This window comes from Haloterrigena salifodinae (assembly GCF_003977755.1).
Classification (GTDB): Archaea; Halobacteriota; Halobacteria; order Halobacteriales; family Natrialbaceae; genus Haloterrigena; species Haloterrigena salifodinae.
Genome location: NZ_RQWN01000004.1, coordinates 26,375 through 41,515 on the forward strand (window position 1 = coordinate 26,375; position 15,141 = coordinate 41,515).

A 15,141-nucleotide genomic window follows, 5' to 3' on the forward strand; every position below is an offset into this window, starting at 1 on the left:
GCGGACGAATCGGTCGCGTAGTTCGTTCGATCCGACCAACGAACTTAAGGAGCATCGTCGCATAGAATTGGGTATAATGAGCAATACCAACTTTGATCCGGCGGAGGTCGCACGGCGCATCGAAGAAGACGGGGAGGACCTTTTCGTCCTCGACGTCAGGAACGAAGACGACTACGAGGAGTGGCGGATCGACGGGAGCACGAACGTCCCGATCTACGACGAGTTGCTGGAGTATGACTACTCTACGCTCGAGGAGCACCTGGCCGAACTCCCGAAAGACACGGAGATCGCGGTCGTCTGCGTCGCCGGCATCACGTCCGCGCGAGCGGCGGAGTTCCTCCGCGAACACGGGTTCGACGCGAGATCCATCGACGACGGCATGAACGGCTGGGGTCGCGTCCACCGCCAGTACGACCTCGAGGAGCGTTCGGGTGTCGAGGGAGTCGTTCAGATCGTCCGCCCTGGGACGGGCTGCGTCTCGTACCTCGCCCACGACGGCGAGGAAGCCGTCGTCGTCGATCCGAGTCAGTACATCGATCAGTACCTGAACGCAGCCGACGAGCGCGACCTCGAGATTGTCGGCGTCGCGGACAGTCACGCCCACGCGGACCACGTCTCTGGCGCCCGCCGACTCGCCGGCGAACTCGACGTCCCGTACTACCTCCACGGGGACGACGCCGGCGAACTCGAGAACGTCACGGGTCTCGCGGACGGCGAGACGATTTCCGTCGGCGACCGCGATCTCGAGGTGCTCCACACGCCCGGACATACCCCCGGCAGCGTCTCGTTCCGGTTCGGCGACGCGCTCCTCTCCGGGGACGCGCTGTTCCTCCGCAGCGTCGGCCGCCCAGACCTCGAGGACGGCGAGGAGGAGGCCGTCCGCGAGGCCGCCGGCCAGTTGTTCGACAGCCTCGAGCGGCTGACGGCTCTCGAGGACGAGACCGTCGTGCTGCCCGGCCACTTCAGCGACGAGTCGATCCGCCCGCTCGCGACCGAACTCGGTGATCTCCGCGCGGAGACGAGTAACGAACTCCTCAGTTACGTCGAGGACGGCGACGAGCAGGCGTTCGTCGAGACCATCGCCGAGAGCCTTGCGGACGAACCGGCCAACTATAACGAGATCAAGCAGATCAATTGGGGCAAGGAGCAGCCCGGCAGCGACGTTGAGGCGCTCGAACTCGGGCCGAACAACTGCGCAGCCAACTAACATCCACATCGAATCCCGACACTGATCGCACCCGGTTCGGTTCGCGAGCAGGGATACGGTTCGATTCGGCGTGACGCTCCTAACTCGATCGACGGTTTGGCGGGCGGTCGACCTCCTCGAGAGTATCGGTGCCGTTCGGATTCGAGAAACTCCGCAACGAAACTACGTCTCGATCGATCCGGATCGACTCCGGAAAGACGATCCGATACTCGCAATCGAGCAATCGGAGTTCCACGAACCGATTCGAGCCTTCGTAACCCGCATCCGAGAAGCAGTTCGCGAGACTGACGCCATTGAAGACGTTCTCGGCATCGTCGTGTTCGGAAGCGTCGCTCGAGGCGAAGCGGATCGACAGAGCGACATCGATCTGTTCGTCGTCGTCGACGGCGATCGGACGAGTGCGCGACGCGTCGTGGCAGATATTGTCGCTGATCTCAGCGAACGACGATTCGACGGCGATCGATTCGAGTTCGAACCGTACGTCGAATCCGCGGAGAGTGCGCGGCGGGCGGGTCCGAAGCTCCGTGAAATCTTCACGGAGGGCGTGACGGTGGACGGCAGTGAACGACTCCACTCCATCAGCAAGGCGGTGATCACCGATGAGTAGCACGCGGATCGAACAGCTCATCAGCAACGCACAGGCGGCGTTCGACCGGCGACCGGCGGATGTCGAACCCGGACTCGACGTGGCGGACGCGGCGCTCCTCCAGTTGCGGAAGGCCTGTCGGTTGCTCGCCGGCGCCGAAGCCCTGCACGACGCTGCGTACTATACGCTTGTCATCGAAGCCTCGTTCGTTGCGATCGAACGGACAGTCGAGTTCCGACTCCTCGAGCGCGGCACGATGGAACCGGATGATCTCCCCGGAACACACCCGGGCGTGTACCGAGAGGCAGCGGCAGTCGGCATTTTTTCGGAACCCGCAGCCGAGGATCTCGCCGATCTCTGGCACAACCATCGAGCGAAAACGTACTATCAGGACGGATTCGCCTCAGCGGAACGGGCCCAAGCGATGTATACACTCGCCAGCGAAATCCACGCCTTCGTCATCGGTCGCTCTTCTCAGGGTCACGAGTGTCGCTGTCCCGAGCCCAATTCGTAGCACGCGCACTCGTCCGTTTCAGATCTCCCGCTATCGGTGCGAATCAACGGACAAGAAGCAGGGCTGAAACGGATTCAACCCGGGCTGTCCTCACGGATAACGAGCGCGGTTGCCACCGCTCGTCGGCGAATCAATCGGTCATGGTGGCCAGCACCAGCATTTCATAGCATGTACAAGATTATTATTTTCTGACTTCGTTGGAGAGCACATGCAACCGAGTACGGCGATGACACCGACCGAACTCCGGGCGGATATTCCGCTCTACAGGAGGCGACATCGTCGTCCGGACGGATCTCGAGCATCCGATCGGCGTCCTCCCGTGGCAGCGTCTCGAGTGGGAGTCGTCGACGTTCGCGTCGTCGAGACCGACGCCGGCCGAATCGATCTCAAGCGATTCGCCAAGACCATCGCCGATGCCAAATTCGCCTGTTTCAGCGCGGTCACGCGGACCCACGGAACGCGACTGCCGGTCGCGGAATCGAGCGCCTCGCCGCCGATGGTATCGTCATCCGATCGCTGCCGTCGCTGAACGCCGTTCGGGCGTCCATCTACGCGGTCAATACCACTGGCGATGTCGATCGAGCGAACTCGCTCCTGCGCGGAACCGAACGTCGTTACTCGCGGTCCGAAAACAGTCCGTCGAGTCGGTGCGGACACGATTCGATGCGGTTCGCGTCCGAATTATACTCTATCATGCCGTGATCGGAGAGTTTCGGGAGGTGAACGTGGTGGAGCGAGTGGGCCACGCTCGTCACGGCCGATTCGTCTACATCGTTCACGCCGTCTTCCCGTGCCGCGATCCCGACTGCCAACTCGGCGAGGTCGATAGGATCGTTTCGCCCCGCGAGCACGTCGAGCGTCATTCTACGTCGCTCGTCCGCGAGTAATCGATAGCATTCGCTCGCGGTCAGTTCGTCCGCGTCGGATGCGGCGCGTACAGAGTTGATCATCTTGACCGTCCTCCGGTCGACCGGCGAGGTCACCATACGTCACACTCAGCAGACGGTCGCTCGTAACATCAAGGTAAAACTACGTAGGTGAGATCCGCGCGCCGACTCGGTAAGTCAGACGCGGTTCGCGTCGACTCCGGACCTTCGATCCCGGTCAGCACGAAATCGCCGCCGAATTGCCTCCATCGGCGGAGGGTTAATGCGCCAGCGTCGCTAGTCCCCCCGTAATGACGTCTCGATCGCTGACGGAGGCCCTTCGGGAGACGCTCGCGCTCTTCGACGAGGCCGGGTCCCCGCGGACGACGACCGAACTGGCGGACGATCTCGGACTCGGTCGACGGAGCACGTACGAGCGACTGGAGCGACTCGTCGAACGGGACGAACTCGAGACCAAGCGCGTCGGGGCGAGCGCCCGGGTGTGGTGGCGGCCCCCGTCGGCGAGAACCGATCGACCGCTCGGGTCCGGAGACTGGCCGGTCGAAGCCGAGTCCCTGCTCGCCGCCGCCCTCGACAGGACTGACATCGGTGTGTTCATCCTCGATGAGTCGTTCAACGTCGCGTGGCTCAACGAGACGGCCGAGCGGTACTTCGATCTCGACCGGGAGCGCGTCCTCGGGCGGAACAAACGCCGACTCGTCGAGACCGACATCGCGCCGGCGGTCGACGACGCGACCGCGTTCGTCGACACTGTTCTGGCGACCTACGACGACAACACGTACGCCGAACGATTCGAGTGTCGCGTGACGGCGGCGGAGGAGCGCGAACCGCGCTGGCTCGAGCACCGCAGCGAGCCGATCGAGACCGGGGCGTACGCGGGCGGACGGATCGAACTCTACCACGACGTCACCGATCGGAAGCAGCGCGCGTCGCGCGAACGGAAACTCGAACAGTACGAACGGCTCGTCGAGACCGTCCCCGACGGCGTCTACGCGGTCGACGAGGATGCCCGGTTCGTCGCGGTCAACGACGGCTTCTGTGAACTGACGGGATACGACCGGGACGAACTCCTCGGGGCACATGCGACGACCGTCCACGACGCCGAGATCACGACGCGGGCCGAGTCGCTGGCCGAGGAAATCGCGACAGGCGAACGAGGTTCCGCGACCATCGAGCTCGATCTACAGACCGACGACGGAGCGACCGTTCCGTGTGAGAGCAGGCTGGCCCCGTTCCCGCTGGGCGAAACCGACGGCCGCTGCGGTGTGGTTCGCGACGTCTCCGATCGCATTGAACGGGAACGGACGCTCAGACGACGGATCCGGCAACAGGAAGTCGTTGCGGACCTCGGTCAGCGGGCACTCGAGAGCCGAGATCTGGACGAACTGCTGGCCGACGCAGCCGACCTGCTCACCACGACGCTCGAGACGGACTACTCCAAGGCGCTCGTTCTCGATCGGACCGCCGACGAACTCCAGTTGCGACAGGGCTCCGGCTGGGATCCGAACGTCGTCGGAACGACGACCGTCTCGGCCGTCGAAGACGGGTCACAGGCCGCCTATACGCTGGCGTCTGGGGGTCCTGTCCTGGTAGACGACCTCGACTCGGAGTCGCGCTTCAGCGGGCCCGACCTGTTGACCGACCACGACGTCACGAGCGGTATCAGCGTCATTATCGGTTCCAATGAGGATCCCTGGGGGGTCCTCGGAGTCCACGACACCGATCACCGGGCGTTCTCGGAACACGACGTCGCCTTCGTTCAGTCGGTCGCGAACGTACTCGCGACCGCCATCGACCGGCACGATCGCGAGCGGGAACTGAAGCGCCAGCACGAACAACTCGCCGCGCTCGACGCCCTCAACGACGTCGTCCGCGACATCACCGATGAGGCCATCGACCGGTCGACGCGCGAGGAGATCGAGCAGAGCGTCTGCGAGCACCTCGCCGCGACGGACTCGTATCTGTTCGCGTGGATCGGCGACGTCGACGCCGCCGATCAGACGGTGAACGTTCGAACCGAGGCCGGCGGCGTGGCGGAGTACCTCGAGGGGATCGCCATCTCCATCGATCCGGACGACGAGCGAAGCGGCGGACCCACGGGTAGGGCCGTCCGGGAGCGCGAGATCCAGACAATGCGGGACATCCGCGACGATTCCAGGTACGACCCCTGGCGGACCCGCCTCGAGGAGTACGGAGTCCGGTCGTCGGCCGCGATCCCGATCGTCCACGAAGAGACCATCTACGGCGTGTTGAACGTCTATGCCGATCGGGCGAAGGCGTTCGAGGGCCGAGAGCGCGCCGTGCTCGGCCAACTGGGGGATGTGATCGGTCACGCCATCGCCGCGACAGAGCGCAAGCGCGCCCTGATGAGCGACGATGTCGTCGAACTCGACTTCCTCATTAGAGATCTGTTAGACAAACTTGACCTCGACGTTCCGTCGGCCGGACGGATCACGCTCGACCACACGGTCCCGATCGAGGACGACGAGTTCCTCGTTTACGGGAGCGCGACCTCGGACGCGATCGACGGCCTGGAGGCGCTCGTCGAAACGCTTCCCCACTGGAAAGCTGTCACGTACCGAGGTGGCGACGCAGCGACGCGGTTCGAACTCCGACTCTCCGAACCCCCGGTGCTGTCGACGGTCGCTTCGCTCGGCGGGTCGGTCGAGAGCGCCGTCATCGAAGACGGAGATTATCGCATGACGATCCACGTGGCGTCGGGTGCGGAGGTCCGACAGGTTGTCAACGTCGTGCAGGACGCCTACCCCACGGCGGAACTACTGAAACACCGTCAGCTCGAACAACGGCGGGACACGACCGACCGCGGTCGCCACGCGCTGACGGCGGTCCTCACTGATCGCCAGCGATCGGCTCTCGAGGCGGCGTACCACGCGGGCTACTACGAGTGGCCGCGCGACGCGTCCGGCGAGGAGGTCGCCGAATCGCTGGAAATCGCACCGCCGACGTTCAATCAGCACCTTCGGAAGGCGCAGCGAAAGGTGTTCGACTCGCTGTTGTCGAGGTCCGGACGGAACCGATCGACGGAATAGCCGTCGGACCCGTGTCGCCGCTTCGTCGACGTCGTCTTGGCGCCGCCGGGCGGTCGTCGCCCTCGTTCTCGGACCGCGGCCGTGACGACCCCGTCGCCCATGCCGCTGACGCGCGCGGCGTCACGCCCGGCGGGTGCGAGCGCTACCGCCGTCGCGGCGGTAGACTCCGACGGCGGTTAGCAAGCCGACGACCGTGCCGCCGACGACGGTCAGTGTGGTCCCGACCGGAAGGAGCGACCCGGTGACGATCGCGACGAGAACGGCAATCGCGAAGGCGTCGAACGCGGACGCGATCCGCCGCCGTTCCGGCGCACCGTCGGCGAACCTCCAAGCTACGACGCCACCGGTGACTGCGCCGGCGACCAGCCCTGCCGGGATACCGACCAGCAGCGAGAACTCGATCCGCGACTGGAGGAGGTCCGTTACTGCGACGGTGACGATCAGGAAGGTCGCGAGACAGGCGGCGACGAGACGACCAATCATTCCGAAACTCACGTGAATCACTGCGACAGACGTGTCGCTACGAGATATACTCGAGTCCTCGTTCTTCCCGGCTGAGAGCCGGTGTCCGCGCGAGCAGAATTCGGATTTGACCCGAACGACCGCGCGGCGGAATTCGCCTCGCTTTTCGTCGTCGCTCGAGAACGATCGACAACGATGGACAGAGAGTCGACGAAAGACGTCGATCCGAACGACGCAGAACACCGCGAGGTCGGCGCGGGCCTCCTGGACGAAGACATGGGACCGAGTTCGGCCATGGCCCACCTCTACCGCGGCGAAATCCACCGGATGAAGTTCTGGCGGGAACGGCTCGACCAGACGACCTACTGGGCGATCGTCGTGATGAGCGCGATCCTGACGTGGTCGTTCACGAGTCGGAACAATCCCCACTACGTCGTGTTGCTGGGTGCGGCAGCGGTGACCGCGTTCCTGGTCATCGAGGCCCGTCGCTACCGCGGGTACGACATCTGGCGCGGGCGCGTCCGAACGCTCCAGAAGAACGTCTTCGCGTACGGCCTCGACCCCTCTGCCGGTCTCGAAGACCCGTTATGGCGCGAGAAATTGAGCCAGGACTACCGTCGGCCCACGATCAAGATCTCCACCGAAGAGGCGATCGCCCATCGCCTGCAGCGGATCTACCTGCTCCTGTATACGATAATCCTGGGCGCGTGGGTCATCCGCGTCACGGCGTTCGCCGGCCTTTCGTGGCCCGAAAGCGCCGCCATCGGTGGGATTCCCGGTCTCCTCGTCTCCGCGACGGTCGCCGCGTGCTACCTCCTCGCGGTGTTCGTCACGGTTCGACCGCGAACATGGAAGGCCGAGGACGAACTCCACGAGGCAGATATCGGCCGCCATCGCTGAGATCGCGTCGCCAACAACCGAGCGGGATCCGGAGTACATCCCTTCCCCAGCGCCCCCGCTTTCGAGGCATCCCACCCGTTTATCCCTGTTTCCGACGTATCGGATACGCATGGAACTCCGCGTAGCCGACGTCCGACCACCACGGGCGAGACTCGGATCCGGCCCTCGAAACGCGACGGGAGGTGTCCGACCGTGACCGATTCCGGGACGTCCGCGACGTTCGATCGCCTCCTCTTTCCCACCGACGGCAGTCAGGGGGCGGCCGCCGCGCTCGAGCACGTCCTCGATATCGCCGCCGAACACGGGTCGACGGTGCACGTTCTCAACGTCATGGATATGGTGCTGTATAGTCCGTTTCAGATGGAGGGCGCCGTGGTCGACGCCCTCGAGCGGGAGGGCGAGCGGATCGTGCGCGACGCCGCGGACCGCGCGACAGACCGCGGAATCGACGCGATTACCGAGGTTCGGAGGGGGGAGCCGTATCGGGAGATCATCGACTACGCGGCGGACCACGATATCGACCTCACCGTCGTGCCGACCCACGGGCGTCGAGGACTCGAGCGGTTCCTGCTCGGCAGCACGACCGAGCGCGTCGTCAGACGCGCCGATGGCCCCGTGCTGACGATTCGGCCGGACGCCGCGGCCGAATTGGCGTACCCGTACCGACGGGTGCTGGCCCCGACCGACGGGAGCGACTGTGCGCGAGACGCACTCGAGGTGGGCGTCGACGTCGCGAGCGCGACCGGTGCGGCGCTTCACCTCCTCACGGTCGTCGACGTCGTCAGCGTCGGCGTCGACGTCCGATCCGAACTCAAGACGGCGATGCTCGAGGAGGTCGCGGACGAAATCCTCGACGAGGCCTCGTCGGTCGCGGAAACTAACGGCGTCGAACCGGCCGCCGAAACGGTCGCGTACGGGCCGTCGGTGGCCGAGGCGATCCGCTCGTACGTCGAGGAACAGGATATCGACCTCGTCGTGGTCGGGACCCACGGCCGAACCGGCTTCGACCGGTACGTACTGGGGAGCGTCACCGAGTCCCTCGTTCGAACCGCGCCGGTCCCCGTCCTGACGGTTCGCGAATCGGCAGCCGAGGGATCGTAGTCGCGTTCGTCTCAACCGGGACCGACCGCCAGCGCGAATGGAACGGCGACGATCACCGCGACGAACGCCGCAAACGCACGGTCGCTTTCGAGGATGACGTCCTGAACCGTCTCGAGAAACGCGTAGTAGGCGTCGTAGACCGAGAGCGCAGCGATCGTACTGACGGCCGCCGCGCCGAAGAGGAGCAGGACGATTGCGATCCCCGCACCGGACTCGAGGACGATGGCGACCAGCAGAGTATCGGTGAGCGTCCCGAGGCTGGCTCCCATGACGTACGGGACGATCTCGTCTCGCCGGATGTACCCCCGATTGTAGATGGGGACGATCACGCCCATCGAGAACGCCACGCTCGTCGTTACGGCGGTGACGGCGAATCCGAGACCGAGCGACAGCCAGCGGCGCTGGAGGAATCGGAACACGTGCTCTCTGAGCCAATCGACGGAGATGTGGTTCAACAGGGAGTCTAACAGGTGAAAACTCCCGCCGAGAACGATCATCGCCACCAGAGCGCTGGGGGCCGCGCCCAACTGGTCGATCGTCGCGGTCGTGAACGGTTCGAAAAGACTGACGCCGCTCGCGCGACCGTCGACGGACACGTCGCGTGCCCACTCGCTCCGCTCGCTCATCCGGATCACAGCCGTACCGATCACTGTCGCCGGGCCGTAGATCGTCGCACTGACGAGGAACGACAACGTCCCGAGCCGCATCGCTTCGGGGAGCGAATACGACGGCGCGCGGAGGAACTCCAGCGCGCCGATCAACAGGACGATCCCCGCAGCGCCGAGGCGCGATCCCGAGACGAGCAGAAACAGCTCGAGGACGCCGATCAGCTCGGCCGAGAACAGCGAGAGCGCGATCGCTGCGACGATCGATCCGTTCAACATCACGTACGCGGAGAGCCAGCTGGTTCCGACGTACGAGAGCGGGCCCGTTTGCCGGGTTAGGATCGGCCGGACGACCGACGAGAGCGTCTGCAGCGACGCGCTCAACAACTGGATGGCGAAGAAAAACGAGACCACCGCGACGCAAATCAGAACCGCGAAGCGAACCGATCGAAACGATACTCGACTCGAACTTCGCTCCATCGGAACACGATACGAGGGATGGAGGTAAAACAATGTGTGCCCGCGACGACAGTTCGTCGTACAGCATGGGCAACCGAGGTGCGACCGTGATACGAGGGACGGAACCGAGCCACGGAGACAGCGACGCGACTCGTTCCGCGCCGCGTCAGATAGTACCGGTTCGTTTTTCGAGCGCAAGGTTATGACCGCCGTTCTCGAGATCCTCGTTCGAGTGTGTGGCCTACTCGCGCTCGCGCTGGGAATTAGGATCGTCGTCGACGCGTGGCTCGAGGTACCGTACTCGGTGCTCCTCATTCTGGTTGGGATGGTGATCTCGCTGCTGCGTGTCGACGTTGGAATTCAGCTCTCGAGCGACGTCATCATGGGCCTCGTTCTACCGACGATTCTGTTCAACGGGGTCGTCGAACTGGATCGAACGGTGCTGCGCGAGAACCTGACCGTCCCGCTCGTGCTGGTCGGTCTCGGCATCCCGCTGGCGGTCGTGTTGCTCGGATCGATCATCGACGTCGCGTTCGAGTTGTCGATCGGGGTTTCGCTGTTGCTCGCCGCGATCCTCGTCCCGACCGATCCTGTCGCCATCATCTCGCTGTTCGAGGAATTGGACGCACCCGAACGGTTGATCGTAGTCATCGACAGCGAGAGCCTGTTCAATGACGGCGTCGCGATCGTTCTCGTCAACCTACTACTCGCGCTCGTCGCCGGGCAGTCGGGGCCGATGTCGGGGTTCGAGATCGTCGAGATCGTCGTCGAGGATCTCCTCGTCGTCGGTCTGGGCGGCTTTCTAATCGGGGGCATCCTCGGATACGGGGCCACGCAGTTCGTCCACCGACTCCCCGAGCGGATGGCGATCCTGCTGGTCACGGTCCTGCTCGCGTATGGCAGCTACGTCCTCGCCGAGAGCGTCGGCGCGAGCGGCATCCTCGCGACGGTCGGCGCCGGAGCGTTCGTGGACCTAGCTATCGAGGACGGGATCGGCCGCGACGCGCTCGAATTCGTCCGCGATATCTGGGAGGGCGGGGCGTTCCTGCTGTCGACGGTCGTCTACGTGCTCATCGGGACACAGGTTCCGATCGCCAGCCTCGCCCGGTATCTGCCGGCTGCGCTTTTCGTCGCCGCTCTCGTCTTGCTCGTCCGGGCAGTGGTCGTCTACGTCCTCGTGGGCGCGGTCAACGAAACCGTCTCGAGCCCGCTTCCCCGCAGCTACCAGCACGTCCTCGTCTGGGGCGGGTTGCACACCGTCGTCCCGATCGCGCTGGCGCTCGGGCTCCCGCTGTGGGTCCCCCACCGCGAGTTCATCCAGGCTGTGGTCTTCGGCGTCGCCATCCTCGGTGCGCTCGTCCAGGGAACGTTGCTCCCGTTCATCCTCCGTGCCACCGGCGTCCGAAATCGGGCAGCGGGAGTGATCCAACCGGGGCCGCGTCGCGACGGGGAGCGGCCGTAGCGACGCCCGGTGAGTGTGTGCTGCCAACGGCCACCGCCCCTTCTCTCGGCACCGATCGTCACGGCCGCTACTCGGCCGGGAGATCGGTCCCCTCGAGCGGGTCCTCGAAGGCGCCGACCAGCGCCTCGAGGGCGTCCGTCGCCGTCACCAGCCCGACGACCTCGCCGTCGGCTTCGACGAGCGCGAGTTCCTGGTGGGCCGCCTGGAGTTCGTCGATCGCGTCGCTGACGTGCATGTCGATGGGAAGCGTCACCGGCGGCGTCGCGATCTCTTCGAACGTGACGTCCCCGCTCCGCAGGTCGTCGATTCGGTCGACGACCGTCGGAGCGTAGACGATCCCGACGAACGCCTCGGGCGTCTCGTCGATCAGCGGAAACCGGGTGTGGGGACTCAAGCCGATCCGGTCGAGGTTCTCCTCGACCGATGCGCTCGTCGAGAGAAACGTGACGTCCTCGATGGCGGTCATATCGTCCTCGACCGGCCGCTCGCCGACTGTGAACGCGTTGATGATCTCCTCCCGACGGTCGTCGGGAACGTCGCCCCGCTCGAGGATCGACGTGAGTCGATTCCGGAGTTCGGCGCGGGTCTCGATGATCTCTGTTTCGGTCTCGAGCCACGCGCCGGTCATCTCGATGTCGAACCGGCGCAGCGTCCACTTCGCGACGGCGTCTCCCAGCCAGATCACGGGCGAGAGCAGCCACGCGAACCAGTACAGCGGCGTGGCCCCGTACCTGGCGACGAACTTCGTCCGCTCGACACCGAGGTAGGTCGGCGTCTGTTCGCCGTGGGTGAGATGGAGGAGGTTGATGATGACGAACGCGAGGACGGCGCCCGCGCTCGCGGATGCGAGCGCGGTGTTCTCGAAGATCGGACTGATGATCGTTGCGAGCGCCGGTTCCGCGACGATTCCGACGGCGATACTGGTGGCGCTGATCCCCACCTGACAGCTGGTCAGGTAAATCTCGAGGTCATCGGTCATCTCCCAGGCTCGCCGCAGTCCCGGCTCGTCGAACGCCGACTCAGGATACTGTCGGACCCGGGTGAGCGCGAACTCGATCGCGACGAAAAAGGCGTTCGCCAGGATGAGCCCGATTCCGGCGAGTAACCGGAGTCCGATTTCGAAGGGATCCATTCGACCGACGATTCGGCGGCGCGTGCTATAAAGACGTGACTGCGTTCCGACGGGATGGAAACGCCCGTCACCGACGCCGACCGCGGCTATCGTCTGATCCGGTGGCTCGATTCGGCGCGTACCTCTATGGTGATTCGGGCTAAACGTCGAGTAGTGTCCGAGAAGCCACACGAGCGCCCGTCCGACCGCGTCGTGGCATCCCTCGAATCGCGCGTCGACGGACTGACCGACGAGGAAGTGCGCCGCCGACGCGAGGAACACGGCGAGAACGACATCGTTCGGGGCGGCGGCCGATCCCCGGTCGATATCTTCGTCGCGCAGTTCGACAGCGCCCTGATCTGGGTGTTGCTGGCCGCGGCCGCCCTCTCGGTCTGGGCGGGTCACGCCGTCGACGCGATCCTGATCGCGATCATCGTCGTGGCGAACGGAATCTTCGGTTTCGTCCAGGACTACCGGGCCGAGCAGAGCCTCGAGTCGCTCAGGGAGCTGGCCGCGCCGACGGCGACGGTTCGGCGCGAGGGCGAGGCGCGAACGATCGACGCGACGAGGCTGGTCCCCGGCGACGTCGTCGTCCTGCGCGGCGGCGACGTCGTCCCCGCGGATGGGCGGCTCCTCGAGGCGACCGATCTCGAGGTCGACGAGGCCTCGCTGACCGGGGAGAGCGTCCCGGTCTCGAAATCGTCGACGCCCGTCGCGTCGGAGACGCCGCTCGCGGAGCGTGCGAGCATGGTCTACAAGGGGACGAGTGTCACCCGCGGCAAGGGCCTCACCGTCGTCACCGGGACGGGAATGGAGACCGAAGTCGGCGGGATCGCCCGCGAACTCGCCGCGACCGAGGAGACCCGGACGCCGCTGCAGGACGAACTCGACGCCCTCGGTCGAACCCTCGGGCTCGGCGTCCTCGTCCTCTCCGCGTTGGTCGCACCACTGTTGCTCCTCCAGGGCACGCCTGCGATTCAGGCCGCCCTGACGGCCGTATCGCTCGCCGTGGCCGCGATCCCCGAGGGGCTGCCGGCGGTGGTCACGCTCACGCTTGCGCTCGGCGTTCGGCAGATGTCCGAGGAAAACGCGCTCGTGCGTCGGCTGCCCGCGGTCGAGGCGCTTGGCGCCGTCGACGTCGTCTGTACCGACAAGACGGGCACGCTCACGAAAGGGCAGATGACCGTCAGCAGGTGCTGGGTGAACGACGCCGTCGTCGACGTCGACTCGGTGGCCGAGGCGGACGCGCGCTCCGACCGCGAGGAACTGCTCCTGCGGATCGGCGCACTCTGTAACGACTCGACGCTCAAGGACGACGGCGGCGATCCGACCGAGCGGGCGCTGCTCGAGGCCGCGGATCGTCGCGGGTTCGACGTCGACGAACTCCGTTCCGAGCGCCCGCGGACCGGCGAGGTGCCGTTCTCCTCGGAGCGCAAGTGGATGGGGACCGTCCACGGCGACGTCGGCTACGTCAAGGGCGCTCCCGAGGTCGTCCTCGAGAACTGCGATCGGATCCTGACCGCCGACGGGCCGAAACCGCTGACCAGCGAACGCCGCGAGCGCGTCGAGACGACGGTCCGGGCGTTCGGCGACGACGCGCTCCGCGTCCTCGCGATGGCCGCCCGCGAGGAGCCGACCGGTGCCGGCGATCTCGCCGACGGGTTGACGTTCGTGGGACTGGCCGGGATGATCGATCCGCCCCGCGAGGAGGTCGCCGACGCGATCGCGGAGACAAGGCGAGCGGGGATCGACGTGAAGATGGTGACCGGCGACAACGTCCGGACGGCGCGGGCGATCGCCGAATCGCTCGGGATCGGGACTACCGTGCTCGAGGGCGGCGAGATCGAACAGATGGATGAGGAGACGCTTCGCGAACGGGTCGCGTCCGTCGACGTCTTCGCGCGGACGTCGCCGGAACACAAGGTCCGGATCCTGCGAGCGTTACAGGACCGCGGCAACGACGTCGCGATGACCGGCGACGGGGTCAACGATGCGCCGGCGCTGAAGAACGCCGACGTCGGCGTCGCCATGGGGATTCGCGGAACGGACGTCGCCAGGCAGGCGTCGGACATCGTCCTGTTGGACGATAACTACGCGACGATCGAGCGGGCGGTCGAACGCGGGCGGGCGATCTTCGACAACGTCTGGAAGTTCGTCGCCTACCTCCTGAGCGCGAACGTCGCCGAGGTGGCGATCGTCTTCCTCGCATCGCTGTACGGCTACCTCATCCTGCCCGCCGTACAGTTGCTGTGGATCAACCTGCTGACCGACGGCCTGCCTGCGCTGGCGCTCGGCGCCGATCCCGAGAGCGGCGACGTGATGGATCGCCCGCCGCGCGATCCCGATCGAGGGATCATTGATCGACCCATGCTCGGACTCATCGGCGGGACCGGCGCCGTCACTACGGTGGTGGTGCTCGCGCTCATGTTCTACGCGCTCGAGGGGGCTGCCGAGGTCACAGCGTATGCGATGACGATAATCTTCACAGCCTTCGTCTTCCTCGAGTTCGCGAAGCTCTACGTCATCCGCTGGCTGCGCGAGACGTCGACGTTGTCGAATCCGTGGCTCGCGGCCGCCGTCGCGACGTCGATCGCCCTCCAGCTCGCGGTGCTCTACACGCCGCTGAACCGGTACTTCGGAACGGTGCCCCTCGATGCGGGAGACTGGGGACTCATCGCCGCGGTGGTCGTCGTCTGTCTCCCTGCGTACCTCGCGGTCGCCGTGCTCGTCAGGCGACTCGAGCCGTAAGCGGTCGGTCAACACGGGGAACGCGGACAGCCACGAGGTCCGACGCGTC

At 65.6% G+C, this 15,141-nt stretch carries 12 protein-coding genes and 1 pseudogene; 9 read left to right on the forward strand and 4 right to left on the reverse strand.

What is annotated here, in order from left to right; translation table 11 throughout:
• Positions 1-76: 76 nt before the first annotated feature.
• The 4 genes and pseudogenes from EH209_RS18280 to EH209_RS24705 form a co-directional block, all read left to right on the forward strand.
• Positions 77-1,207 carry an MBL fold metallo-hydrolase gene (locus EH209_RS18280; RefSeq protein WP_126664294.1) on the forward strand — a complete coding sequence of 377 codons (1,131 nt, stop codon included), beginning with the start codon at positions 77-79 and terminating at the stop codon, positions 1,205-1,207.
• A gap of 70 nt (positions 1,208-1,277) precedes the next feature.
• Entirely contained in the window at positions 1,278-1,814 is a 537-nt protein-coding gene (locus EH209_RS18285; protein ID WP_126664295.1) for a nucleotidyltransferase domain-containing protein, read from the forward strand.
• A complete protein-coding gene (locus EH209_RS18290; RefSeq protein WP_126664296.1) occupies positions 1,807-2,307 on the forward strand; it encodes a hypothetical protein in 501 nt (166 codons plus the stop codon). The genes EH209_RS18285 and EH209_RS18290 overlap by 8 nt, the downstream gene beginning before the upstream one ends.
• Positions 2,308-2,576: 269 nt before the next feature.
• A pseudogene (locus tag EH209_RS24705) lies at positions 2,577-2,785 on the forward strand (aminotransferase class V-fold PLP-dependent enzyme); the annotation flags it as partial.
• A 136-nt stretch (positions 2,786-2,921) separates the two neighbouring features.
• On the opposite strand, the gene EH209_RS18300 reads toward EH209_RS24705, so the two are convergent.
• Positions 2,922-3,257 carry a DUF7344 domain-containing protein gene (locus EH209_RS18300; RefSeq protein WP_249038836.1) on the reverse strand — a complete coding sequence of 112 codons (336 nt, stop codon included), beginning with the start codon at positions 3,255-3,257 and terminating at the stop codon, positions 2,922-2,924.
• A gap of 227 nt (positions 3,258-3,484) precedes the next feature.
• Between EH209_RS18300 and EH209_RS18305 the strand changes: the two genes are divergently transcribed.
• Entirely contained in the window at positions 3,485-6,244 is a 2,760-nt protein-coding gene (locus EH209_RS18305; RefSeq protein WP_126664298.1) for a bacterio-opsin activator domain-containing protein, read from the forward strand.
• Between the two features lie 120 nt (positions 6,245-6,364).
• Here EH209_RS18305 and EH209_RS18310 read toward each other — a convergent pair whose 3' ends face one another.
• Positions 6,365-6,727, reverse strand: coding sequence for a hypothetical protein (locus EH209_RS18310; protein ID WP_126664299.1), 363 nt, complete (start codon positions 6,725-6,727; stop codon positions 6,365-6,367).
• Positions 6,728-6,901: 174 nt separating this feature from the next.
• On the opposite strand from EH209_RS18310, the gene EH209_RS18315 reads away from it, so the two are divergent.
• On the forward strand, positions 6,902-7,606 hold the full coding sequence (locus tag EH209_RS18315) for a DUF2270 domain-containing protein (protein WP_126664300.1): 705 nt from the start codon (positions 6,902-6,904) through the stop codon (positions 7,604-7,606).
• 192 nt (positions 7,607-7,798) lie between these two features.
• Entirely contained in the window at positions 7,799-8,707 is a 909-nt protein-coding gene (locus EH209_RS18320) for a universal stress protein (protein WP_126664301.1), read from the forward strand.
• 11 nt (positions 8,708-8,718) lie between these two features.
• On the opposite strand, the gene EH209_RS18325 is transcribed toward EH209_RS18320, so the two are convergent.
• Positions 8,719-9,792 (reverse strand): hypothetical protein, encoded by a 1,074-nt coding sequence (locus EH209_RS18325; protein ID WP_126664302.1) that lies wholly within the window; start codon positions 9,790-9,792, stop codon positions 8,719-8,721.
• Positions 9,793-9,973: 181 nt separating this feature from the next.
• On the opposite strand from EH209_RS18325, the gene EH209_RS18330 reads away from it, so the two are divergent.
• Positions 9,974-11,233: a cation:proton antiporter gene (locus EH209_RS18330; RefSeq protein WP_126664303.1), complete on the forward strand. Its 1,260-nt coding sequence runs from the start codon at positions 9,974-9,976 to the stop codon at positions 11,231-11,233.
• Positions 11,234-11,300: 67 nt separating this feature from the next.
• Here EH209_RS18330 and EH209_RS18335 read toward each other — a convergent pair whose 3' ends face one another.
• Positions 11,301-12,365, reverse strand: coding sequence for a CNNM domain-containing protein (locus tag EH209_RS18335; RefSeq protein ID WP_126664304.1), 1,065 nt, complete (start codon positions 12,363-12,365; stop codon positions 11,301-11,303).
• Positions 12,366-12,518: 153 nt separating this feature from the next.
• Between EH209_RS18335 and EH209_RS18340 the strand changes: the two genes are divergently transcribed.
• Entirely contained in the window at positions 12,519-15,092 is a 2,574-nt protein-coding gene (locus tag EH209_RS18340; protein ID WP_126664305.1) for a calcium-translocating P-type ATPase, PMCA-type, read from the forward strand.
• Positions 15,093-15,141: the final 49 nt, after the last annotated feature.

Coding starts and splice junctions, on each gene's coding strand:
- EH209_RS18290 (WP_126664296.1), top strand. CDS start 1,807: ATGAGTAGCACGCGGATCGAACAGCTCATCAGCAACGCACAGGCGGCG.
- EH209_RS18300 (WP_249038836.1), bottom strand. CDS start 3,257: ATGATCAACTCTGTACGCGCCGCATCCGACGCGGACGAACTGACCGCG.
- EH209_RS18305 (WP_126664298.1), top strand. CDS start 3,485: ATGACGTCTCGATCGCTGACGGAGGCCCTTCGGGAGACGCTCGCGCTC.
- EH209_RS18280 (WP_126664294.1), top strand. CDS start 77: ATGAGCAATACCAACTTTGATCCGGCGGAGGTCGCACGGCGCATCGAA.
- EH209_RS18310 (WP_126664299.1), bottom strand. CDS start 6,727: ATGATTGGTCGTCTCGTCGCCGCCTGTCTCGCGACCTTCCTGATCGTC.
- EH209_RS18330 (WP_126664303.1), top strand. CDS start 9,974: ATGACCGCCGTTCTCGAGATCCTCGTTCGAGTGTGTGGCCTACTCGCG.
- EH209_RS18335 (WP_126664304.1), bottom strand. CDS start 12,365: ATGGATCCCTTCGAAATCGGACTCCGGTTACTCGCCGGAATCGGGCTC.
- EH209_RS18325 (WP_126664302.1), bottom strand. CDS start 9,792: ATGGAGCGAAGTTCGAGTCGAGTATCGTTTCGATCGGTTCGCTTCGCG.
- EH209_RS18315 (WP_126664300.1), top strand. CDS start 6,902: ATGGACAGAGAGTCGACGAAAGACGTCGATCCGAACGACGCAGAACAC.